The following is a 23603-nucleotide window of genomic DNA, read 5'->3' as shown; positions in this document are numbered from 1 at the left end:
GGACAACTTTTTAGAGCAAAGCGCACCCTCACCTAATTCTGATTATTATTATCAATTTAGTGGTGAAAGCGCAGGGTCACTACAGTGAAATTATAAGATATAAAGCAATGTACTCATGCCAATAGTGACATGAGTACATTGCTAACAATATTAGATTGAGCTTTTTATGGATGCTTTACAGTGCGTAATCATAGGAACATGTTGATCCACACTCACTCATTTATTCAGCATCAGTATCCACTTGAATAGACATACCGATTTGGTTGGCAAGCTCAGCAAAACCTGGGAAGCTGGTATTGACCGTCTCTGTACCCTCAATTGTAATTTGCTCAGCAGCACGTAAACTGGCAACAGAGAAACTCATCGCAATACGATGGTCATGATGCGAGACAATGTGACCACCACCAAAGACAGGCTGGCTATTATTTATATCGCCGTTCTCAGTAGCAGTGCCTTTGCCTTCAATAATCAGCCCATCATCAGTGACGGTACAATCAATGCCAAGCGTCTGTAGGCCCTCTGCCATCACCGCAATACGATCCGACTCTTTAACACGCAACTCTTTAGCGCCAGTCAAGACGGTACGCCCTTTGGCACAGCTAGCCGCGACAAACAGTACAGGGAACTCATCAATTGCTAGTGGTACGAGATGCTCTGGTATCTCAATACCGACCAAGTTTGAGCTGCGAATGGTAATATCAGCCACTGGCTCGCCGCCAACGTGCGTTTCATTGCTTAGGCTAATATCTGCATTCATTAATTTTAGAATATCAATAACGCCAGTACGCGTAGGATTGATACCGACTTGCGTCAAGGTCAACTCACTATTTTGGCTAATAGCAGCGGCCACCATAAAAAACGCTGCAGATGAGATATCAGCAGGAACCGCAATATCGCCACCTGTTAGTGTGCCACCGCCAGTGACACTGATGCGATTTCCTTCTACAGTTACCGGGTAACCAAAGGCCGAGAGCATACGCTCAGTATGGTCACGGCTAATCTCAGGCTGTGTGACCGTTGTCGTACCCTCGGCCCATAGACCTGCTAGTAGCAAGCAAGACTTTACCTGCGCTGACGCCACTGGCATATCATATTCAGTGCCCTGCAATGGCTTACCAGCTGTATCGCGACCCGTAATGCTAAGCGGTGCGGTACCACTATGACCTGTGCTCTGGATAACAGCACCCATAGACCGTAACGGTGCAGCCACACGCTCCATCGGACGTTTATTTAGGCTGGTATCACCTGTTAGTACACTATCAAATGATTGCGCGGCTAAAATACCAGACAGCAGACGCATACTAGTGCCTGAGTTGCCCATATACAATGGCGTTTTGCTTGGTTTTAAACCATTCATACCGACACCATGAATGGTCAAGTTGCCATTATCAGGGCCTTCGATAGTCACACCCATATCACGGAATGCTTGTAGCGTTGCTAGCGCATCTTCCCCTTCCAAAAATCCAGTCACATTTGTTACGCCTGTGGCAAGACTGCCCAGCATAATGCTACGATGCGAGATAGATTTGTCACCAGGAATGGCAATGGTGCCAGAGACAGTATTGCTAGGGGTAATATTATAAGAAGCTGACATGGCAGAAGTATCCGTATAAGGGGTGCTGGCTAACATATGGCCAAAATGTCGCCGTGCGGCTTGCGCGCGGCCCAAAAGTCCCATCAGGGCGGTTGAATCTTTATCAATGATGAGCTGGCGCATGGTTTGCAGATAGACACCATACTCATCAAGGGCGCTCACAATGGCGCTTTGGTTGGCAAAAAATATATCATGCCACATTTTAGGGTCGCTTGCGGCGATACGCGTAAAATCGCGGAACCCACCAGCGGCATAACGAAACATATCTAAATTATCATCATGGCTTGCTAACTGCTCAACCAAATTGAAGGCAAGCAAATGCGGCAAATGGCTGGTATGCGCTAATATACGATCATGGTGACCTGCATCCATCGTTATAACATTTGCGCCCACTGATTCCCATAATAATCGCAGCTTAGTAATAGCAATATTACTTGTAGTAGCTAGCTCACAGATAATGACACTATGATTGACAAATAAATTGGCGCGTCTGGCATGATACCCTGAATTTTCAGCCCCAGCAATTGGATGCGCGGGCACTAATCCTACTGGTAACGAACCAAACACCGTTTTGGCCGCGTCAATGATATTGACTTTGGTACTACAGACATCTGTCATGATGCAATCACTGGTAAGCTGTCCGTTATCCATCGCTTGTTTGATATCAATGAACACTGCTTGAACTGCCTGTACTGGCACTGCAATAATAATTAAATCACTACCAGCGATGACGTCTTGTAAGTTTGCACTACCTGCATCTAGCAGACCATGCTCAATAGCTTCTGCAATACTTGGCGCATGTCTATCGACTGCTACCAGACGCGCGCTTAAGTCATTATCTTTAATAGCTTGCGCAAAACTGGCACCAATCAGTCCAAGTCCAATCACACAAACTTGTTTAAATATAGGTGTCGTAGCATTTAGAGACGATTGAAGTTTATTATTTTCCTGACTACTCACGGCTTTTCTCATTGGACACACTAAGACATAGATAAGGATAATCTTAGTGTTATAAATTTTAATGGCTAGTTGAGATCAATTTTTAAGTTAAAAATATTAATGGATGTGCTTAGTCTTCACTCAGAATAGAACGCAAAGTATCAATCAAACGTAAATTGTCCTCGGCCACACCCACCGTAATACGCAACCAGTTTGGCAGCCCATAAGCGCCTAATGGCCGAACAATAACGCCTTGCTCAAGGAGTGCTTGATGGATTGAAGCCGCAGTTATATCTTCCATCTCAACCTGTACCTCAACCATAATAAAATTGGCATGCGACTTCACAAACCCCAATCCTAATGTATCAAACTGCTTTTCTAACCAACGCATTTGCTCATCATTCATCTGGCGCGTTTTTTCGATAAAATCTTGATCAGCAAGTGCCGCAGCGGCAGCAGCTAGGCCTACACGACTGACATTGAATGGCTGACGAATTCGGTTCAATAACTCTGCAACAGCTACTGAGCTTAATGCATAGCCCACACGTAAACCTGCCAGCCCATAAGCTTTAGAAAACGTACGCACGATGATGACATTATCAAACTCATCTAATAATGCACGGTTGTTACTCTCAGGGCTATACTCGATGTAAGCTTCATCTAGTACCACCAAGACTGAGCTTGGCACACTGGCAACGAACTGGCGCAGCTCTTTTTGCTCTAACTGCGTACCCGTTGGATTGTTCGGATTGGCAATAAAGACGATTTTGGTATTCGAGTTATCTTGTACCGCTTGGCTCATGGCTTTTAGATTGTGGCCAAAGCGCTGAGCAGGTACTTCAATTCCTGTAGCACCTTGCATCTTCGCCAGCATAGAGTAGACCACAAACGCATACTGACTATAGACGATAGCATCATCAACGCCCACAAAACTACGTGCTAAAATATCGAGCAAATCATCAGAGCCATTACCAAGCGTAATCTGCTCGACTTTGACATCATTGAAGTCAGCTAACGCTTGCTTCAGATAATAGCCATTGCCATCAGGATAACGTGACAATTGACCCAACTGCTCAGTGACCGCTAGCGTCACTCGCGGTGAACACCCCATCGGGTTCTCATTGCTGGCCAGTTTCACCACATCTGAGACACCATATTCGCGCGTCAGCTCTTCAATTGGTTTACCTGTCTGATAAGGTGCCAACGCCAAAATACTGTCATAAGCTGGCGTTAATGGCGATAGGTTTGATGCTGTCAATTGATCAGGCTGCATGATTTATCCTTAAGTATTATCACTAAATGCGATCGCCCATCTATTAAGTGTCAATCTCGGTAGATAAACAAACTAATAGATGACCCGATATATTTCTACAATACTGCTTTTGGATACGAGCCTAAGATGCGCAGATCTTTTACCAATGGGCGAATATCGTTGATAGCGGCGCTGACATTTGGATCATTGATATGACCGTTCATATCAATAAAGAACACATATGCCCACTTATTAGGACGCTCAGGACGTGTCTCGATACTGGTCATCGATACGCCATGATATGACAAAGGTTTCAAGATTTCGATCAATGCACCAGCTCTGTCATGGGCTGAGACAACGATGGAGGTTTTGTCTTGACCAGAAGGCGCAATGGCCTCATGACCGATGATAAGGAAACGGGTAGTATTGCTTGGATTATCTTCAATGTTTGAATAAAGCTTATGTAAGCCGTACTCTGCAACCGCAACGTCACCAGCGATTGCTGCTGAATGCCATTCGTTTTTGAGGCGACGCGCTGCTTCACCATTGCTTGATACCGCAACGCGCTCCACATTAGGAAAATTCACATCTAGCCAATGACGGCACTGAGCCAATGACTGCTGGTGCGAGTAAATACGGCTCAAACCATCAAGCTTAGTATGCTCAGCGACTAAGAAGTTTTGATGAATCGGCAGCTCAACTTCACCAATAATTTTTAGCGTAGAAGATAAGAATCCGTCCAAAGTATGATTGACTACCCCTTCTGAAGAGTTCTCGACAGGGACAACGCCATACATCGCAGTTCCCGCTTCAACTTCACGGAATACATCGGTAATGGTCGTCATTGGCACAGTATCAGCAGCTTTGCCAAAATGCTTCAGTGCAGCGGCATGGGTAAAGGTGCCAACTGGTCCTAAAAAGGCAATACGCTGCGGCGCTTCTAAGTCTAAGCATACCGACATGATTTCACGGAACAAACGTGCCATCTTTTCATCAGCGATTGGACCCGTATTGCGCTCCATGACCGCTTTTAACACCTGTGCTTCACGCTCAGGACGATAAAAGATAGGATTGATATTGCCATCAGCGGCCGTGTGGTTTTTCTTTACCGCTGCCACTTGTTGCGCCAGCTTGGCACGATTATTGATGAGTGTTTGGATTTCACAGTCGACCGCATCAATATTTTGGCGAATATTGTCTAAAAACTCTTTTTCAGTTGCGGTGTCGCTAGCGCCTGCGGCGGTTTGATTTAGATTGTCCATGGTTTGTTCTGGTGACTGCTCGCTCATTACCGCCTATCCTTTTTAGATTTTATCACTGTTAGGTATTACTAATATTTAGATATGAATATCTGCTAAATTTTACTGTTTTTTTTAAATGCTTCGGCTATCTCTACATACCTATAGTGCTTGAGAGTGTCATTATGAAGTCATTGGTAAATAGTGGTCAATGACCGAAACTATTTTAATCGTCATCCAAAAACAGTCTGTTAGAAACATCGCGCGTCATTGGCGTTCTCTGGTATTACTGCTATATTGGTCGCCAAATACAACAGACCAGCGGATGACCGGCTCTACTATAGCAAAAACTCAGGTCAGTGCCCATTCGTAAATAGTGATAAGCCGGCAAATTATTATTAATATTATCACAGTTAAGTGATATGACAGTGGCGCATAGCACAACTATGAGCAAACACACGTAGAAAACTGTGTTACAGTTTCCATTCAGCTCCCTACCCTGCGATATACAAGAGGAGCACCACATCATTAATAAGAAAAAGGATATCTGATGAGCGCATTACAACAATTACGTACCATGACGACCATTGTCGCTGATACTGGCGACCTTGCTGCTATTGCCCGTCTAAAACCCATCGATGCGACCACCAATCCAAGCCTTATCACCAAAGCACTAATCCATCCTGATAACCAAGGCATGCTATCAGAAACAATGAGCCGTCATAATGGCGATGTAGATGCGGTGATTGACGCCCTAACCATTCAAGTTGGTTGTGATATTTTGGCGCTTATTGAAGGGCGCGTTTCTACCGAAGTCGATGCGCGTTTGTCTTATGATACTGGGGCGACGATCGATAAAGCCTTAGCTTTTATGAACGCTTATCAAAAAGCTGGTATCGACTCAGAACGAGTATTGATCAAAATGGCAGCAACTTGGCAGGGCATTGAGGCGGCGCGTTATCTTGAAACCCGAGGCATTCACTGTAATTTGACTCTATTATTTGGTCAGCATCAAGCAATCGCCTGCGCAGATGCGGGCGTGACGCTCATCTCTCCTTTTGTAGGGCGTATTTTAGATTGGCAAAAACGCCAGCAAAGCCGTCAAAACGTACCGGCTTCTGAGGACATGGGCGTACAATCTGTCAAACTTATTTACCAATACTACAAGCAGCATGGCTATCATACGCAAGTCATGGGGGCGAGTTTCCGCTCAACTGAGCAGATATTGGCACTCGCAGGTTGCGATTTGTTGACCATTGCACCCAACCTAATCGATGAGCTGGCAGCCATGGATATCGATGTGCCTCGTCAGTTATCGCCGAGCATGTCCATGGATATGCAAGCGATGAGCCAAGTGAGCTTGACACATGAAGAGTTCAGCGCAGCCTATCAGCAAGACACAGTCACACAAGACCTATTACCAAAAGGTATTGATGGTTTTATTGGGGCACGTGATGAGCTGGCGAAGACGCTAGCGGCCATTCGCGGGCAATAAACGAAGCACGATAAGCACTCATATGGCACAAAAGATATTTGCCTGCCCACAGTAAGTTGGCTATCATGAGCGACTTCAGATAACAAGAAGCAAGGCTTAAGTATGAAACGGCTATCAATGTTATTGGCAGGCAGTGTTTTAATGACCAGCACCCATGCGGTCAATTGGGTCGAGGTGACCGAGAGCGACTCTGGATCGGCGTTTAGCTTAGATGTAGACTCTATCGAACACTCTGACATCAACATCATAGACGAAAAAGACGTCGAAAACATTACTGTCTCTTTGCTAAGAACCTATCCTACGCAAAAAGATAAGAGCACAGTGAAAGAAAAACCCATCCATCATAGCGATCAGCAACTACTGATTTCTTGTAAAGATTTCAGTTACTATAAAAGGGCTTACGTCGATTACAGTGCTGATAATAAAGTCATTAAGTCTTGGCAATCAGACAAGCCTATACTGACCACCAAAGACTTTAAGATCACCACACCAAAGACCGTTGGTCGCACGCTGATCGAATACGCCTGTAAAAGCTATGAGCAAAACAAATCGTAATATCATTAGACTCACCACAAAAAAAGCGCCCTGACTATTTTCAGGGCGCTTTTTTATACTCTATAAATTTTCTTGAACAATCAAACTTACGCTTTTAGTACCGTATAGACAGGTACTGGGAACTCGCCATGTAGATCAACCAAATCTAATAAAACTAATGCACCGACCACAGTATGATCGGCTGACTGGCATAACTCATAAGCGGTCGTCAATGTGCCTCCAGTAGCCAAGATATCATCGACCAGCAGTACGCGTTCAGGTGGCAAGTTGTTTTGCATCTCAAGCGTGTCTTTCCCATACTCAAGCGCATATGCTTTATTAGCGACAGGTGGTGGCAGTTTACCTGGCTTACGGAGCAAAATCATACCCTTACCCAAACGTCCTGCCAGCATACTGGCAAATACAAATCCACGTGCTTCAACAGCCCCTAAGCAATCCACCTCATCCATCAGTCCCTCTGGCAATGCGGCAAGCAGTGCATCGATGACAGCATCAATATGACTGCGCAGTAACGGGGTAATATCATAAAAATCAATGCCGACTTTTGGAAAGTCTGGTACTGTGCGAATAATCTGCCAAAACGGATGGTCTGTATTGAGCATCGTAGTCGTCTCATTTTCGGTAGTGGCAGATGTGGCGGCGTTAATACTCATGAAAACCCTTAGCGTGTGTGTTTATATGGTTTAGATAATAGTTAAATACGAATGTATCAGTGCTAAATAATGGATAACACTGTGAATTTAGCGGCGATTATTATAGCATAATTGACTTTCTTATTGCAGATTGACGCCCGATATTGTATTTGGTCGCAGCAAAATAGTGCGAACTCATACCTTGATAAAAGATAAGTCATCTCAATATACAAGTGTAAACTTAACTATGAAAATAACGGTTATATGCTAAACTACGTGCGCTTTTACCGTCTAATATAATGACTGTAATACGAAATATAAGCGTTTATGACGCACTGTAACACTGGTAATGATCGATAGGACTATTTATGAAACGTTATGAATGTATTGTCTGCGGCTGGATCTACGATGAAGCGCTTGGCTGCCCTGAAGAAGGTATTGCCCCTGGTACCAAATGGGAAGATATCCCTGATGACTGGACCTGCCCTGAGTGCGGTGTCGGCAAGCTTGATTTTGAGATGCTTGAGCTGTAGTAGATGACCCTCTAATTAGGACACTTCATGACAACATCAAATGACATTAATAGTGCCAAGTTGCCGGAAACGTCAGATACCAGTTTAGATAATACTCTGGACTTTTACCCTACTCCTGAATGGCAACGATTTGGGGAACATCAGTGGCGCGACTCTGATCTTAGCAAACACCTTCATCAAGCGATGATTGATATTGGTGACGGTATAGAGCTGTGTGTCGAAGCGGGTGGCAACCCTAATAATCCGCCGCTGCTGATGATCATGGGGCTGGGTTCGCAAATGATATTTTGGCCAGACAATTTTATTAAGCGCTTTATTGATGCTGGTTTTTTTGTGATCCGTTTTGACAATCGTGATATTGGCCTGTCTTCTAAAGTACAGATCGAGGGCCTACCGCGTATCAACCAGCTCAAAATGATGGTACGCCTACAAACAGGTCTATCGAACAAAAGCACTCAGGTTGCTTATAACTTGACTGATATGGCAGAAGATACCGCACGTTTGATCAAGGCACTAAAGCTTGGCAAAACGCATCTGCTTGGCGCCTCTATGGGCGGGATGATTGCACAAATTGTGGCGGCACGTTATCCGAGCTTGGTGCAGCGTATGGCGCTTATGTTTACCACGACCAATCGAGCATTTTTAAAACCGCCAAGACCTAAGCAGTTATACACCCTCATCAATCGCCCAGAGAGCCACTCTGAGCGTGATATCGTACGCCATAGTGTCTGGTTTATGAAAACTGTTGGTACGCCAGGTCACGTCAATGTGCGCATGGTGCGTGAAATTGCCAAAATTCGCTATCAACGCAACTTTCACCCACTCGGCACGGTGCAGCAGCTCAATGCCATCTTGGCATCAGGCTCTATCAGCCGCTTTAGTAAGCAAGTCAAAGCACCAACGATTGTCTTACATGGTAGCGCTGACGGACTACTACCAGCGTCACAAGGTCGAGTGGTGGCAAAAACCATTCCTAATGCCAAGTTTCATTTAATCGAAGGTATGGCGCATGATATTCCAGAATATTATCAGCCTTATATGGTCGATTTGATTAGCAATCATTTGTTAGAAAAATAGCTATTTGCCTATAGTAACACCAGCTATAAAAAAGAGTGTAAATCCTATCGATAATGGATAGGGCTTACACTCTTTTTCGTTGTATACCAATTACAGATATAACGCTAATCGCAGCTGACACCTGTGCCTTCTTTATCAATACACATTTTATTGCCGTTTTTTAAATTGCCGATCCATGCCTTACCGCCTGTAAATACAAACGAGGGTTGACCCTTATAATTATCATCAGCCAATACCCCATCATTAGTGAAGCGAAAAGGAATCACTAGCTCACCGCCGAGATTGACAAAGCCCCACTCCTCTCCGATACGAACGCCCGCGAATTCTTCAGAGAATGGACGAACTTCATCAAACGAATAGGTAATCATCGTAACGTCGTTGTCGTCAACGAAGCCCCATTTTCCATCTTGCTGACGTGATTGTAACGTCGTAAAACGTGTGGGTGCAGGTTGTCTTGATTGTGATGATGTATTGTTAGTAGAAGCTGTGGATTTTTTAGCCGACTGACTATCATCCTGAGCATTTGGATCACGCGTCGCATTACCATTTTTATCCAACCAACTTATCGCACTGTTTTTACGGACGCGCGCTCTCCCATTACGATAATCATCGATCTCATCAATCGATGCTGAAAACGAGACAACCGTGCTGTTGGAGGTATTGATAACACCGTAGTTACCATCTTTTTTTACGACGATACGGCCTTCAGATACTGGACGTGCCCACCCTTGATTCCCTGTGAGCATATCGTACATTGCAGGCACGACCTCGCGGCCCTGCATATTGAGATAACCGACTCGACTGTTGCGCAATACGGGTAATAGCCCACCCGATATCTTATTGGCATCGACTTTCTGATAGCGTGATAAATCAACGACCCTTTTACCTTTGCTGTCAATCAGAGCGACTGGCGCACCAAAATCTTTGATTGCCAAAAAATAGCCGCTATTAGAGGTACAAGAGACGTTTTTATAGTAGCTTTTGGGGAGCTTGCAACTAGCCGCTTGTGCGCTAGGCATTAAAAAAAATGCACTTGAGACGATACCTATCGCAAAGCTAAATTGCAATATTTTTAGAGGCAAACTAGAGGTCATATTTGGTTGTATTTTTGACATAAAATGTCGGAGCATAAGTAAACCTAGGCAAATAATATAGATTGTTTAATATAGCGAATCATGACTGATGACTTTATGAGTACTAGACTAACAAATTGTGATACCAGCGCCAACGTCATTCCTGTAAGGATGTGACTCGATTATATAAGCGCTGTTGTACAAGCACTATTGTATGAGTGATGGTTCTACTGCCCACGAGACTTTTTCGTACTATGTAGTTTAATAGGTCATCCGTAGCAACGACCTATCTAATAACCAGAATAAATTTTGGTTTTACCATTTCATTTTTTGCTTAAAACCACGACAATAGGGCTTGGGCTAACCCTCACATTGGTCTAGTACCATAAAAATAATAATATAAGGACGTTTTATGGCGACTGCTTCTTCACGCGCTGCCCCTATTGGCCTAGTCATCGGTTGCATTATCTTTGGGCTTGGCAGTCTGATTGTCGCTCACGTCGATATCGGTGGCTGGGCGATGTCATTTTGGCGACTGGCCATTTCAGGGGTTGTCTTTGCGATTTTAGCCAAAGTGATGCGCCAACAGATACCACAATCAAAACGTGCTATTTTTTATGGTTTATTGTCAGGTGCATTTTTAGGATTAGACTTGGCGCTTTGGCACGAGAGTATTTATGCTGTGGGTCCTGGTATTTCAACCTTGCTCAATAGCTTACAAATCTTCTTTTTGGCTGCCATTGGTTTTTTATATTTCAATGAGCGCCAATCTATCGTGCAGATCATCAGTTTATTTTTAGCGATGCTGGGCGTTGCAATGATAGGCAGTCCTGAATTTGCACACAATTCAGCGGCCACTTGGGGATTTGTAACGGGTATTGTATCAGGAGCAATGCTAGCCGCGTCGATGACTTTTATTCGCAAGACACATGATACCGAACCGACACCGATATTTATGCTGATGCAGCTAATTAGTATCGGTGGCGTCTTAGCGATGATTGTGCCTATGTTTATATTCGATACAGGTCATATCTTGCCCAACACATGGTCGGAGATTGGTTGGGTGCTTATCTACGGCACAGTGATGCAGTGTTTGGCATGGGGACTTATTGCTTATTCTATTCCCAAGTTGTCTCTGGCTTTGACTGGTTTGTTACTATTAACTGAGCCTGTTGCGGCACTTGTCATTGATTATAGCTGGCTGGACAAACCTATCAACAGCTTACAATGGGGCGGCGCCTTGTTAACCATGTTTGCTATTTATTTAGGGTCACTAAAGCCAAAGCCACGCGCCCTACGCCGCTATCGATTTTTTTCAAGGTTTTATAAGCGAGACTATAAGTAATTAAGTGATATTGATACAGCTACTCAACACCGTCATTCAACAAAAAGCGCCCATGCTACAGATAGCATGGGCGCTTTTTGTTAAAGGATATATGCTTTTACTATCTGTATTCGATAGGCGCAAACTTTAATCTTATTAGCATCACTTATTTAACGTCAGAACTTTGATTAAATAGAGCATTTAATACGATAGCAGCTAAAGTGGCGGTACCGATACCACCCAAATCAAAACCACCTAAGTGCAAGCTAAAATTACCTGTACCCATGATTACGGTTACTGCCGCGATGATCAAATTGCTGTTTTTACTAAAATCGATGTGGCTATCGATCCAGATTTTTATCCCAGCGATCGTGATCAGACCAAAAACAACGATAGAAGCGCCGCCTAATAAAGCCGCTGGTATCGTTTGGATAATGGCACCAAATTTTGGTGATAGTCCTAATATGATAGCGACCACACCTGCGACGACAAATATCGTCGTGCTATATACTTTGGTGACCGCCATCACCCCAATGTTTTCAGCATAAGTAGTCACACCTGTACCGCCAAATCCTGCTGAGAAAGTCGTTGCCAAGCCATCGGCAAAAAATGCTCGGCCCATATAAGGGGTCACGCGAGACTTGGTCATGCCTTCCACTGCCTTAAAATGACCTAAGTTTTCAGCGACCAAAATAAAGGCGACAGGCGCAATGAGAATAATAGCGCTCATCTCAAAGCGCGGGGTATGAATGCTTGGCAAGCCAAACCATGAAGCCGCAGCGACTGCGCTAAAATCAATTGCCGCACCAAAACCTAGGATATTGGTCATCACGAAATAAGCAATGTATGATAATACCAAACCCACGAGTAGTAGCAAACGACGCAACATGCCACGGGTAAACACCGCCACCCCACTGATGAGTAATACAGTCAACGTAGCCATCCAAGCATCAAACTGATTGGCAGATACGCCCTGAATAGTGACTGGCGCCAAATTAAGACCAATAATCATGACAATGGCACCGGTGACGATAGGCGGCATTAAGCGCTCAATCCAGCCAGTGCCGGTTTTCATCACCAACAGGCCAATCAACGCATAAATGATACCGCAGGCCATGATACCGCCTAACGCGACATTTAAATTATCATTGAACCCTGCCCCTGCATACGCAGTCACCGCAATCACCGGACCGATAAAAGCAAAGCTTGACCCCAAGTAGCTTGGCATACGTCCACCAGTGATCATAAAGAACATCACCGTACAGATACCAGACATCAAAATGGCTAAGTTAGGGTCAAATCCCATCAATAATGGCGCAAGGACGGTCGCACCAAACATGGCAAACGTATGTTGTATACCAAGTAATACACTCTTCGATGGTGGCAGATAATCATTGATACCCACTGGATCACGATCCAAATCGCCTTTGTAAGGTCGCCATGTCGGAAACCAGCGACCATTTTCAAAATCTGGATTGTGCGGATAACTGATGGCTACTGAATCAATACTTGCAGCCTCTAGTGAGTTTTGAGCTAACTGATCTTGAGCGCTGTTGTCTGAAGCTGATGATGGGTCTTTTTGAGATGGCATGCGCGCGTGTCCTATGTGAGCTGAGGTAATAGGCTAAAATAACTGATAAAGTAAAAACTGAGCTGAATTGAAAGGCTGGTAGACAGGGCTATATAGATAGCAGGTCATATAAGTAGAAAAACGCTATAATCCTCTACCTATAATATGTCATCCCAATTCATTCATTTATGTTGTAATATGACAAACCAAAAGTGTTATTTGGTATGATAGCCAAGTCTTGCTAGTTGTATGAGAGTAATATGTACTATTAAAAATACTTTTGGTCTTCTACAAGCTAGCATACTTAATAGCGATACTGACTTACAGGATGTTACATAGTCGTTGACTCCGAGCATGATAGCGGAGTTTCAAAATAAATAAAAGTGATTATTCAGTCACCACTTGTACTCTTTTACAGCACCCTTTCCATAGACAGCCACTTATAAGTACCTTTTAACGGTGCCTGCGAGCGATGACTGCCTATTATCTTTCCAATAAAAGCGCTCAATGCAATCATCACAATTGCTCAAGCTTTTGAATTTTTCGGTAACTCATTATGATTAGTATTTTTGATCTATTTAAAATCGGCATTGGTCCTTCGAGCTCACATACAGTGGGACCAATGGTGGCAGCCAATTTATTTTTAGCCTCATTGACCAAGCAAATGGAACTGACGGCTATCGCAAAGATTGAAATCGAGCTTTATGGCTCTTTGGCGGCGACAGGAAAAGGGCACGCAACAGATACTGCCATATTGTTAGGCTTACTTGGCCATACACCTAGCACCATTGATACACGTATGACCAGTAGCTATCTTTCTCCTATTTTTTCTGGCAAAACATTAGATGTGTCAGGTATTCACACGATTGCATTTGATACAGAGCAGGATATCTATTGGTACGACGATACTGTCCTACCCTATCACCCTAACGCGTTGACGCTTCGTGCTATATCGACTGACGGTACTCGTTATCAGCAGACCTATTATTCTATTGGTGGTGGTTTTGTCATCAATGAAGAAGATGCCACCAATCCGGATGAAGATCATGCCAGCCCAACGATCGATAGCGTGCCTTATCCTTTTAATAATGCAGCAGAACTACTAGAACAATGTCGTCAGTATGATTTGAGCATCAGCGAATTGGTACTGGCCAATGAATGCCACTTCCATGACAAAGAAGAAGTATTTGCCTACCTAGATAGTATTTGGGAGGTCATGCAAGATTGTGTTAAACAAGGCTGTGAAAATGGCGGTATTTTGCCAGGCGGCTTGGATGTCAAACGCCGTGCACAAGATTTGCACATGCAACTGTCTGCGGAAAAAGACCAACCTATCACCAAAACTGATAAATTAGCCGCCATGGATTGGGTAGACTTATACGCACTCGCTGTCAATGAAGAAAATGCCAATGGCGGCAAAGTCGTGACCGCACCTACCAATGGCGCAGCAGGTATCATTCCTGCAGTATTGCACTACTATCGTGATTTTTTACCTAACTATAGCCAAGATGGTGTCCGCAAATTTTTATTGAACGCCACCGCTATCGGTAGCCTAATCAAGCAAAACGCCTCAATCTCTGGTGCTGAAGTCGGCTGCCAAGGCGAAGTTGGATCGGCATGTGCGATGGCAGGTTCTGCATTAGCAGAAATCATGAATGGCACACCAGCTAAATGCTTAAATGCGGCAGAAATCGGTATTGAGCATAATTTAGGTCTAACCTGCGACCCTATTGGTGGTCTAGTGCAGGTGCCTTGCATCGAGCGCAATGCCATGGGGGCGGTCAAAGCTATCAATGCAGCACGTCTAGCCTGTAGAGGAAATGGTCAGCACTTTGTCTCTTTGGATAAGGCTATAGAAACCATGAAGCAGACAGGTGCTGATATGTCTGATAAATATAAAGAGACCGCTCGTGGTGGCCTAGCTGTCTACGCTGATAATAGAATTCCTACTGCGACGCGCGGCGTTAGTGTTAACTACAGTCAATGTTAATGTAATTGATGAATGTTACCTTCAATCACGTTATCTCATCATAGCAGCAGATATCGTATCAATAAAAAGGCCGCTAATAAATTAGCGGCCTTTTTATTGATACGATATTTTCAAGCTATACTATTCAGCAGTTTTTGAAACGACTTCGTTTAGAATCCAAACTGGTTTGACCACATTAGATCCTTCAGCAGTGACTGCTTCTTGGCGTACATCTAATACATAACGGTAGTTTGGCTCATAAGTGAAGCCTTGAATGTTACCACTTAAAGTGGTGTAGTTTTTCTGATAAGTTTGGCGATACTGTAGGCACTGTGATTCAACCATCGTACCGTCTGTTGCAGTCAGGTCACAAACTGCTTTACGCGGTGCGATTTCTACTTCAAAACTTGGAATATTTACCACTTTGACGTTCATAGGCTGTCCTTCTACAACCATTGTACGCTCATTGTCCATGTCCATAGTAGAACAACCAGTAAGAGCAAAAGTTGTCATCAATGCTGCAAGTGCTAATCTTTTCATTATTCAATCCTCAGATAATTGGTAATAATTCTTCATTTTCTATCTAAATTTATTATTTTAAAAACTCTACTGCATTTCTTCATACAACAAAGCTTCTTTCTACCATGATGATATTTAGAGTCACGCTAATTGAAATCTCTAGCCAGCTTTACTAGCGTTGTAGTGAATATCATCTGTTCACCCCAGCAAGTATAGATCGCAACTCACCTTACTCTCTATGACTGCTTTGTAAAGTAACGTCAGCTTTTGCAACTGATGTTAATACTACGTATTGAATAGCGGAGTAATTTGATAACAGCTTAATATTAGACACAAAAAAGCCAGAGCAATAATTACTCTGGCTTTTTATAAATAGATTTAAAAAATCTGTCAAGATTGAAACTTTTAAGACCGTTTCTAACTGCGATAGTCAGCGTTTATTTTGACGTAGTCGTATGACAAATCGCAGGTATACACCGTATCGCTAGCATCACCACGAGCCAAATCAATGTGAATGGTAATCTCAGCGCGGCTCATGACTTTTTTACCTGCTTCTTCTGTATAGCTGGGCGCGACACCGCCATTTTGACAAATCATCACCTCATCTAAATACACATCAACTTGTTCGGTGTCTAGGTCGTCAATACCAGCATAACCGACTGCCGCCAAGATGCGCCCCCAGTTTGCATCACTTGCAAAGAATGCCGTTTTTACCAGCGGCGAATGTGCCACTGCATAAGCCACATCGCAACATTCTTGCGTGTTCTGACCACCAGTCACTTTGACGGTCATGAATTTAGTAGCGCCTTCACCATCACGCACGATAAGCTGCGCCAAACGTACAAATACTTCGGTCAATGCATCAAAAACAGGTTGATAATGCGGATGCGCTGGGCTATCAATCACATCTGAGCTGGCAGCGCCTGTCGCAATCAATACGCAGCAATCATTGGTCGATGTGTCACCATCAACAGTAATACGATTAAAAGACTGCTCATTGATAGCGCTAAGCATCTCTTGCAATAAGTCGGCCGCGATATTGGCATCAGTTGCGACATAACCTAGCATAGTCGCCATATTTGGACGTATCATGCCTGAGCCTTTTGACATACCAGTGATATGATAGCTAATACCTGCAACGTCGACTTTTTGGCTAGCAAGCTTAGGGATAGTATCTGTCGTTCGAATACCATTAGCAGCAGCCAGCCAGCTGTCAGAGGCTAAGTTCATCAGCGCACCGTCTAAACCTGCAATGACCGCGTCACTATTTAATGGCTCGCCAATCACGCCAGTAGAGAATGGCAGTATTGTATTAGCCTCTACGCCAGCTTTCTCAGCCAAGGCTGTACAGATTTCAGTAGCGCGGCGTTTACCATCAGCGCCCGTCCCTGCGTTTGCATTCCCTGTATTGGTTACCAGATAACGCGGACTGGCCTTGGCAAAGTGCTCACGTAATATACGTACAGGCGCGGCGCAAAATGTATTTTTAGTCGTGACAACTGCGGTCGCGGCATGTTCAGCGATTTCAATCACGACCAAATCATCACGATTTTTATAACGTACGCCCGCGGCAGTTGCGCTCAGCTTAATGCCATCAATGGGATAAATAGTATCAGGTATTGCTACGTTTCCAACAGCCATAATAAAATCCTTATTTTTCAATTTTTATCGTTGTTTTTAGGTGATGTAATAAACACTATAGTTGATCCAATTTAAAGGTGGTACAAGGCAACCGCGTGCAGATGTATATGTCATACTTCAAGCGAGGTTAACGCCGTAACGCTTTTATAGTGGATTGACTATATCTGAATATCACGGTTTTTTTAGGTCAAATGCCGACCAGATTGGCGCATGATCTGAAGGTTTTTCCATTGCACGCAGCTCATAGCTGATTCCAGCATCGATACATTCACTAACGAGGTCTGAGGTGCATAGAATATGATCGATACGTAGACCGCGCTTGGGTTCATCATTAAAGCCGCGACTGCGATAATCGAACCAACTGTATAATTCGGTACTCTCTGGATAATGTAAACGGTACGTATCGGTCAACTCACGCGACATCAATGCTGAGTACCATTCGCGTTCCTCTGGCAAAAACGAGGTTTTTCTATTTTTCAACCAGCGCTTGGCATTGACCTCCCCGATACCGATATCGATGTCTTCTGGTGCAATATTCATGTCGCCCATGACAATGATCGAACGACCTTCTGCCTTTAGTGTATCAATATAAGCCATTAAATCTGCATAATACGCACGCTTCATCGGAAACTTGGTCGGATGGTCTTGGGTCTCTCCTTGTGGAAAGTAACCATTGAGCACATCCACTTCACGCCCTTCAAACTCATAGCGTGCATGTATAAAACGCTTTTGTGCTTCAGCATCTTCGCTAGGAAAACCTTTTTGTACAAATATAGGCGCTACTTTCGACAATAATGCCACGCCATAATGTCCTTTTTGCCCGAAATACTCTACGTGATATCCTAGACCTTCTATGTCATCAAGTGGAAATTGATCGTCATGGACTTTGGTCTCTTGTAGACCCATGACATCAGGATCGATTACCTCGCGCACTGCCTCAAGCTGATGCTGGCGCGCGCGGATACCATTGATATTAAAACTGACAAAACGGGTCATAAACTGTCCTATACTGATTGATTAAAATACGGTGCTGATATAGATGTATGCGATGCAAATGTCTATGATAACAGACCTAGGCTGTCCTAGCTGTTGCATGGCCTTATATCTTGAGCTAGAGTAGCGCTTATTATAAATATAATAGAGACTATTTTTTGTTGGGTTTCTTATTTGCCCGCATATATAAATTACGTTCGCTAAACAACCTTTATCAAAAATACTGAGCACCTTTATGACGACAACTGAGCATAAAAATAAAAATACAGCCGCGAATAATAATATGGAACCACTATTTGCTAAAGATTATAACGTCTACATCAACCATACGGATGCTGGCGGCATAGTTTATCATGCCAACCATCTGGTGTTTTTCGAAAACTGCCGCCGTGATTGGTTTACCAAACTGGGCTTAAACGGTTACTTTTTGCAAACTGATGATGGCGACATACAGCATTTTGTCGTGAGTCAGGCGGATTTACAGTACAAAAGAGCCATTCTCTTAGATGAAGTCATCTCTGTACGTATCGATAAAGTAGAGCTAAAGCCTGCCAGCATCATATTTTATCAAAGCATTCATCGCAGCACATCAGATAATAGCGCCTCAGACAAAGCTAGTAGCCAACTATTAAGTAGCACCAAAATCGTCATTGCCTGTGTGCAAAACCTTGTTAAGCCAGAACCAATGGCCAATAACGAAACAAATAATAATCAATTTGACAACGCAGTGAATACCACACCCATGCGCCCTATCCGTGTGCCAAAAGAATTACGAGATGCCATTGAGCAGGCGATTAGTGAGCAAATGAACGAACGACTGTAGAACGCTATGCACATTGATCCTGATAGACCCTTGCTTGAATTTAATAATCTCTGGGTGCATGGCAGACCAGTAGTCGATAGCAATAATCCTAAGCATAGTAGTGGTGAACAGACAAAAACCTTTGCACCGCATAAACTCTATCAAAGATGGTCAAATAAGCGACAAAAAAATGCGCTATCTGATGGCCTATCGCCTCATAGCCGCATATTAGTAAATGATGCGAGTGGCAAGCTACTATCAGGGCAAGTCACCGTTTTAACTGGTGCTTCTGGTAGTGGTAAGTCAGTACTATTGCGGGTGCTGGCAGGATTATTGCCGATGACCACTGGCGACATCCATCTGCGCAGTGATGCCACGCCAAATCAGAACCATAAAAGCATCCACACCGCTTCACCTACGGACTGGCGTAAGCACGTTGCTCTACTTGCTCAGCATCCACAGTTATTAGAAGGGAGCGTGCTTGAAAACCTAAAAATGCCTTATGACCTGCATGCACATCGGACTCAGAGTTTTGATAGGGCTTGGCATATATCCCAGCTTGAGACGCTCAATAGACATTCAGACTTTTTGCAACAAGAGGCTCATCATTTATCTGGTGGTGAGCGCCAACTGGTGAATACGTTGCGTCTATTACAATTAAACCCACAAGTACTATTGCTAGATGAACCAACCGCTGCGCTAGATATCGATACCTCAGCGCAGCTAGTGCACCTGCTGATGAGGTGGTTACAAGCAGATACTCAGCGCACGTTGTTATGGGTAACTCATGATACCAAAGATATCATGCCGCTGGCTCATAGACATTGGCGTATGCAAGCAGGTGTACTAACTGAGGTATTGTAAAAGTTTTCCCCAAAACCTTGAGTAGATTGCGTTCATTATACTCCCATCTTTTTTCTTCTTTTTATCATGAGCACCCATGAATGGTAGGGTTGATATGCAAGTATTTCTAACTTACGGTGATATTGCCCTCGCCAGTTGTATGATTATCATCGTACTACTCATCTCATGGCAACTGCGCTTAAAACTGACAAAAACGCTGTTGATAGCTGCTATTCGCACCATTGTGCAGCTTAGCTTTATTGGTCTGATACTGGCATGGATTTTTGCCCGTGAGCAGTGGTATGAGGTCCTGCTGATTTTGACCATCATGACTCTGATTGCAGGGAGTGCCGCCAAAAATCGTGTCAAACGCAGCTATAAAGGGTTGCTAACCGATACACTACTAGCCGTCGGCACCTCAGCGACACTAGTCACTGCAATAGCGATGATCGTTATCCTAAGAGTACAGCCTTGGTATACCCCGCAATTCGTTATTCCTATATTGGGGCTGATATTGGGCAATTCTTTGACAGCCATTTCATTAACAAGCAGTCAGCTGATCGAAGCTTTTCATGAGCAGCAAGGGCGTATCGAGATGATGCTGAGTCTTTCTGCTAGACCATTTGAAGCTGTGCATGAGCAGATACGTGCTGCGATTACCAATGGGATGACCCCAACGCTCAACTCCATGTTGGTCGTCGGTATTGTCAGCTTGCCCGGTATGATGACGGGGCAAATATTGGCTGGCGCCGACCCCACACAAGCGGTACGCTATCAGATAGTGACGATGTTTTTGATATGTGTAAGTAGTACGCTTGGCTGTACGATTAGCGCCTTACTGATTTATCGACGCTTTTTTAATAAAAATCAGCAGTTTATTTTACCTCGATAGTTTCTCCTTTGATCTTGTCCCTCAGGTTGACGTTTAAGCATTAACATTCTAAAAAACCAGGCCGTTGTTTATCTACATAAGCTCGTTAACTCATCTAAACAGTCAATTACTTTATTCATTATTGATAAACAATCCCCTCCCTTTTATATTCATTACCAGCTCAAAAATACGCCTAACTGTGGCTCATTTCTTAAACATCATACATGTCTCAAATTTTTCAGCTTTATCTATGTACTGCTCAGTCTTGCTTTCTATTATTGTCTTCAACATTATTCATGCTACTGTATTGCTTAAATGTATCGTTTTTTTGATACCGTAGTTGCAAAAATCAGATAATATCTAATTGAAATACAGGTTATTTCTGTCATTGGATTATCTAATTGTTTGATTCATTTAGCTCACCCATCAGTAGTTAATTAGCATTGAACAACGGCAACAAAAGCAAGCAGACACGGACGTTACTGCATCCAATAGCAGGTTAATCACATTGATGCTGATTTGTGATATTGACATGCATATGACTGCTTTCTTAAAAAACATTCACCTATATCAAACTGCAAGGACGCTGACTATGATGCCAAACAAACCTTGGCTTGACCAATATCCGGCAAGTGTACCAAAGACGATTAATCCTGATACTTATGGCAGCGTGATGGAGTTGTACGAGGAGTGCTTTGAGCGTTTTAGCGGGCATCCAATGAGTATATGCATGGGTGTTACGCATACTTATAATGATGTCAACAACGCTTCTCTTGCCATCGCCGCATGGTTACAAGCGCAAGGTCTACCTAAAGGTAGTATCGTTGCATTGATGATGCCAAACCTACCGCAATATCTACCAACGATGATTGGCATCTTGCGTGCAGGCTATGTCTGTACTCCTATTAACCCACTGTATACAGGTCGTGAGCTACGCCATCAGCTAAATGATTCAGGTGCTCAGGTGATTTTTGTGGTGGACAATTTTGCGCAGGCCCTTGAGCAAGTAGTAGATGAGACTGCCATCAAACGTATCGTCTTATCTAAACTTGGCGATATGATGGGCCTAAAAGGTATGCTAGTAAATACCATTGTCCGTCAAGTCAAACGCTTGATACCCAAATACGAGCTCAACGATCCAAAGCATGAAGTTACCAAATTCCCTGACGTGCTCAAGCAAGGTAAAAATTTACCTTTTCATGCGCCAAAAATGTCTTTAGATCAATTAGCTATCTTGCAATACACAGGCGGTACTACAGGACTGTCTAAGGGCACGATACTGACCCAGCGCAATATTGTCTCCGCTGCATTGATGGCAGAAGCATGGTATCGCCCGGTGACCTCAGATATCAATGAGGTATATATCAATATGGTCATGGCATTGCCGCTCTATCATATTTTTGCTTTTTCGCTGAGCTTACTTGGTATGCGCTCGGGCTATACCTTTATATTGATACCTAACCCGCGTGATATGCCAGGATTTGTCAAAACTTTATCCAAGCAGCCATTTCATATCTTCCCTGCGGTCAATACCCTTTTCAAAGGATTGCTTGATACGCCAACCTTCAAAAACTTGAATTTTGCACCCCTACGCATCTCTCAAGCGGGTGGTATGGCAGCCACCAAACAAACAGCAGAGCGCTGGTTAGAGGTCACAGGCTGCCCTATGGTTGAAGGCTGGGGCATGACTGAGGGCGTCGCTGGTGGTACTGCCAACCTCGTCACCGATGACAAATTCAACGGTACTATCGGCATCCCAGTACCGAACGTCGACATTATCCTCATTGATGAAAATGGCGAGCGTGTGGGTACTCACCAAGCGGGTGAAATGTGTATCAAAGGGCCTAATGTGACATCAGGATACTATAATAGAGACAGTACTAATGACTTCACGAGTGACGGTTATTTCCGCACTGGTGATATCGCGAGTATGGATGAAAAAGGTTACTTTACCTTATTAGACCGCAAAAAAGATATGATATTGGTCTCAGGGTTCAATGTATTCCCAAATGAGGTTGAATCTGTGATGCTAGACTGCGACGGGGTGATTGACTGTGCTGTAATTGGTATTCCTGATGAGCGTCAGGGTGAGGCGGTTAAAATTTATATTGTTCCTGCAGACAATAACGTGACTAAAGAAGTTATTACAGAGTTTGCCCTAGACAATCTGACTGGTTATAAGTGCCCTCGTTATATTGAATTTGTGAGTGACCTACCAAAGAGCAATGTCGGCAAAGTATTACGCCAAAAATTACGTGAAAAACATCACGCGGAACATCCTCAACGATAAGCAAGCCCCCCCCAATAAAAAAGCGCCTTATTTTAGCTATAAGGCGCTTTTTTTATTCTATATATTCTTCTTTAATTATCATTTTTATAACTTTTACCAACGATTATATAAATGATAAATGGCACTCATTAGCGTGAACCGCTTGTCTCTTTTGGCTTTCAACACATATTGTTCAATATATCAAACGTAAATATAAACTATTGAGTTCTTGGATAGCCGTAACGAATTTAGTTGTAGTTATGTTAATGTAATGCCGAAATGTGTCACTAAGTTTTCTATCAATTTAGCTTAATTGAACATTTAATTTAGGGCACTTTATTACTGTTGATTTGAATAAGGATTTTAATTTTAAAAAACAGTAATCAGCCGTTTGATCTACTTAGATGCTTATTT

The 23603-nt window shown here is 43.5% G+C and carries 19 protein-coding genes; 10 read left to right on the top strand and 9 right to left on the bottom strand.

Translation table 11 applies throughout. From position 1 onward, the window contains the following. Positions 1-220 precede the first annotated feature (220 nt). The 3 genes from I3255_RS12555 to pheA form a co-directional block, all read right to left on the bottom strand. Positions 221-2566 carry a bifunctional prephenate dehydrogenase/3-phosphoshikimate 1-carboxyvinyltransferase gene (locus I3255_RS12555; protein ID WP_238039120.1) on the bottom strand — a complete coding sequence of 782 codons (2346 nt, stop codon included), beginning with the start codon at positions 2564-2566 and terminating at the stop codon, positions 221-223. Between the two features lie 97 nt (positions 2567-2663). Continuing rightward, the gene (gene hisC / locus I3255_RS12550; protein ID WP_238039119.1) at positions 2664-3806 is read right to left on the bottom strand and encodes a histidinol-phosphate transaminase; all 1143 of its coding nucleotides are present in this window, start codon (positions 3804-3806) and stop codon (positions 2664-2666) included. A gap of 95 nt (positions 3807-3901) precedes the next feature. Then, on the bottom strand, positions 3902-5074 hold the full coding sequence (gene pheA / locus I3255_RS12545) for a prephenate dehydratase (RefSeq protein ID WP_238039118.1): 1173 nt from the start codon (positions 5072-5074) through the stop codon (positions 3902-3904). Between the two features lie 499 nt (positions 5075-5573). Here pheA and I3255_RS12540 point away from each other — a divergent pair, with 499 nt between their 5' ends. Both I3255_RS12540 and I3255_RS12535 read left to right on the top strand, forming a co-directional pair. Then, positions 5574-6518, top strand: coding sequence for a transaldolase (locus I3255_RS12540; protein WP_238039117.1), 945 nt, complete (start codon positions 5574-5576; stop codon positions 6516-6518). A gap of 102 nt (positions 6519-6620) precedes the next feature. Continuing rightward, positions 6621-7073 carry a hypothetical protein gene (locus I3255_RS12535; protein WP_238039116.1) on the top strand — a complete coding sequence of 151 codons (453 nt, stop codon included), beginning with the start codon at positions 6621-6623 and terminating at the stop codon, positions 7071-7073. Positions 7074-7159: 86 nt separating this feature from the next. On the opposite strand, the gene I3255_RS12530 is transcribed toward I3255_RS12535, so the two are convergent. Beyond that, the gene (locus I3255_RS12530; RefSeq protein WP_201601684.1) at positions 7160-7675 is read right to left on the bottom strand and encodes an adenine phosphoribosyltransferase; all 516 of its coding nucleotides are present in this window, start codon (positions 7673-7675) and stop codon (positions 7160-7162) included. 398 nt (positions 7676-8073) lie between these two features. On the opposite strand from I3255_RS12530, the gene I3255_RS12525 reads away from it, so the two are divergent. After that, positions 8074-8238: a rubredoxin gene (locus I3255_RS12525; RefSeq protein WP_057759803.1), complete on the top strand. Its 165-nt coding sequence runs from the start codon at positions 8074-8076 to the stop codon at positions 8236-8238. Between the two features lie 27 nt (positions 8239-8265). Continuing rightward, positions 8266-9315, top strand: a complete 1050-nt coding sequence (locus I3255_RS12520) for an alpha/beta hydrolase (RefSeq protein WP_238039115.1) — start codon at positions 8266-8268, stop codon at positions 9313-9315. Between the two features lie 104 nt (positions 9316-9419). Here the strand turns inward: I3255_RS12520 and I3255_RS12515 are convergent, their stop codons facing one another. Further along, positions 9420-10430 carry a WG repeat-containing protein gene (locus I3255_RS12515; protein ID WP_238039114.1) on the bottom strand — a complete coding sequence of 337 codons (1011 nt, stop codon included), beginning with the start codon at positions 10428-10430 and terminating at the stop codon, positions 9420-9422. Positions 10431-10800: 370 nt separating this feature from the next. Between I3255_RS12515 and I3255_RS12510 the strand changes: the two genes are divergently transcribed. Then, positions 10801-11733: a DMT family transporter gene (locus I3255_RS12510; protein WP_238039113.1), complete on the top strand. Its 933-nt coding sequence runs from the start codon at positions 10801-10803 to the stop codon at positions 11731-11733. A gap of 145 nt (positions 11734-11878) precedes the next feature. On the opposite strand, the gene I3255_RS12505 is transcribed toward I3255_RS12510, so the two are convergent. Continuing rightward, on the bottom strand, positions 11879-13303 hold the full coding sequence (locus tag I3255_RS12505) for a solute carrier family 23 protein (protein ID WP_238039112.1): 1425 nt from the start codon (positions 13301-13303) through the stop codon (positions 11879-11881). Positions 13304-13838: 535 nt separating this feature from the next. On the opposite strand from I3255_RS12505, the gene I3255_RS12500 reads away from it, so the two are divergent. Continuing rightward, complete coding sequence (locus tag I3255_RS12500) at positions 13839-15272, top strand: L-serine ammonia-lyase (RefSeq protein ID WP_238039111.1); 1434 nt, start codon at positions 13839-13841, stop codon at positions 15270-15272. A gap of 120 nt (positions 15273-15392) precedes the next feature. On the opposite strand, the gene I3255_RS12495 is transcribed toward I3255_RS12500, so the two are convergent. The 3 genes from I3255_RS12495 to xthA form a co-directional block, all read right to left on the bottom strand. Then, positions 15393-15791 (bottom strand): DUF4377 domain-containing protein, encoded by a 399-nt coding sequence (locus tag I3255_RS12495; RefSeq protein ID WP_058024290.1) that lies wholly within the window; start codon positions 15789-15791, stop codon positions 15393-15395. 396 nt (positions 15792-16187) lie between these two features. Next, the gene (argJ, locus tag I3255_RS12490; protein ID WP_238039110.1) at positions 16188-17411 is read right to left on the bottom strand and encodes a bifunctional glutamate N-acetyltransferase/amino-acid acetyltransferase ArgJ; all 1224 of its coding nucleotides are present in this window, start codon (positions 17409-17411) and stop codon (positions 16188-16190) included. 171 nt (positions 17412-17582) lie between these two features. After that, positions 17583-18407: an exodeoxyribonuclease III gene (gene xthA / locus I3255_RS12485; RefSeq protein ID WP_238039109.1), complete on the bottom strand. Its 825-nt coding sequence runs from the start codon at positions 18405-18407 to the stop codon at positions 17583-17585. 232 nt (positions 18408-18639) lie between these two features. On the opposite strand from xthA, the gene I3255_RS12480 reads away from it, so the two are divergent. The 4 genes from I3255_RS12480 to I3255_RS12465 all read left to right on the top strand — a co-directional run bounded on the left by I3255_RS12480 (position 18640) and on the right by I3255_RS12465 (position 23210). Further along, positions 18640-19227 (top strand): thioesterase family protein, encoded by a 588-nt coding sequence (locus I3255_RS12480; protein WP_238039108.1) that lies wholly within the window; start codon positions 18640-18642, stop codon positions 19225-19227. A gap of 6 nt (positions 19228-19233) precedes the next feature. Continuing rightward, positions 19234-20070, top strand: coding sequence for an ATP-binding cassette domain-containing protein (locus I3255_RS12475; RefSeq protein WP_238039107.1), 837 nt, complete (start codon positions 19234-19236; stop codon positions 20068-20070). Positions 20071-20164: 94 nt separating this feature from the next. Further along, the gene (fetB, locus tag I3255_RS12470) at positions 20165-20941 is read left to right on the top strand and encodes an iron export ABC transporter permease subunit FetB (protein ID WP_238039106.1); all 777 of its coding nucleotides are present in this window, start codon (positions 20165-20167) and stop codon (positions 20939-20941) included. Positions 20942-21512: 571 nt separating this feature from the next. Then, on the top strand, positions 21513-23210 hold the full coding sequence (locus tag I3255_RS12465) for an AMP-binding protein (RefSeq protein ID WP_238039105.1): 1698 nt from the start codon (positions 21513-21515) through the stop codon (positions 23208-23210). Positions 23211-23603: the final 393 nt, after the last annotated feature.

The sequence above is a fragment of the Psychrobacter sp. Ps6 genome, from assembly GCF_022129235.1.
Classification (GTDB): domain Bacteria; phylum Pseudomonadota; class Gammaproteobacteria; order Pseudomonadales; family Moraxellaceae; genus Psychrobacter.
This window is presented reverse-complemented; position numbering and strand designations above follow the sequence as displayed.

Excerpts from the sequence above, each read along its gene's own strand:
- I3255_RS12475 (WP_238039107.1), top strand. The coding sequence starts at position 19,234 with ATGCACATTGATCCTGATAGACCCTTGCTTGAATTTAATAATCTCTGG.
- argJ (WP_238039110.1), bottom strand. The coding sequence starts at position 17,411 with ATGGCTGTTGGAAACGTAGCAATACCTGATACTATTTATCCCATTGAT.
- I3255_RS12515 (WP_238039114.1), bottom strand. The coding sequence starts at position 10,430 with ATGTCAAAAATACAACCAAATATGACCTCTAGTTTGCCTCTAAAAATA.
- I3255_RS12540 (WP_238039117.1), top strand. The coding sequence starts at position 5,574 with ATGAGCGCATTACAACAATTACGTACCATGACGACCATTGTCGCTGAT.
- I3255_RS12480 (WP_238039108.1), top strand. The coding sequence starts at position 18,640 with ATGACGACAACTGAGCATAAAAATAAAAATACAGCCGCGAATAATAAT.
- I3255_RS12555 (WP_238039120.1), bottom strand. The coding sequence starts at position 2,566 with ATGAGAAAAGCCGTGAGTAGTCAGGAAAATAATAAACTTCAATCGTCT.
- I3255_RS12525 (WP_057759803.1), top strand. The coding sequence starts at position 8,074 with ATGAAACGTTATGAATGTATTGTCTGCGGCTGGATCTACGATGAAGCG.
- I3255_RS12500 (WP_238039111.1), top strand. The coding sequence starts at position 13,839 with ATGATTAGTATTTTTGATCTATTTAAAATCGGCATTGGTCCTTCGAGC.
- I3255_RS12520 (WP_238039115.1), top strand. The coding sequence starts at position 8,266 with ATGACAACATCAAATGACATTAATAGTGCCAAGTTGCCGGAAACGTCA.
- I3255_RS12495 (WP_058024290.1), bottom strand. The coding sequence starts at position 15,791 with ATGAAAAGATTAGCACTTGCAGCATTGATGACAACTTTTGCTCTTACT.
- xthA (WP_238039109.1), bottom strand. The coding sequence starts at position 18,407 with ATGACCCGTTTTGTCAGTTTTAATATCAATGGTATCCGCGCGCGCCAG.
- pheA (WP_238039118.1), bottom strand. The coding sequence starts at position 5,074 with ATGAGCGAGCAGTCACCAGAACAAACCATGGACAATCTAAATCAAACC.
- I3255_RS12465 (WP_238039105.1), top strand. The coding sequence starts at position 21,513 with ATGATGCCAAACAAACCTTGGCTTGACCAATATCCGGCAAGTGTACCA.
- I3255_RS12510 (WP_238039113.1), top strand. The coding sequence starts at position 10,801 with ATGGCGACTGCTTCTTCACGCGCTGCCCCTATTGGCCTAGTCATCGGT.
- hisC (WP_238039119.1), bottom strand. The coding sequence starts at position 3,806 with ATGCAGCCTGATCAATTGACAGCATCAAACCTATCGCCATTAACGCCA.
- I3255_RS12535 (WP_238039116.1), top strand. The coding sequence starts at position 6,621 with ATGAAACGGCTATCAATGTTATTGGCAGGCAGTGTTTTAATGACCAGC.
- I3255_RS12505 (WP_238039112.1), bottom strand. The coding sequence starts at position 13,303 with ATGCCATCTCAAAAAGACCCATCATCAGCTTCAGACAACAGCGCTCAA.
- fetB (WP_238039106.1), top strand. The coding sequence starts at position 20,165 with ATGCAAGTATTTCTAACTTACGGTGATATTGCCCTCGCCAGTTGTATG.
- I3255_RS12530 (WP_201601684.1), bottom strand. The coding sequence starts at position 7,675 with ATGCTCAATACAGACCATCCGTTTTGGCAGATTATTCGCACAGTACCA.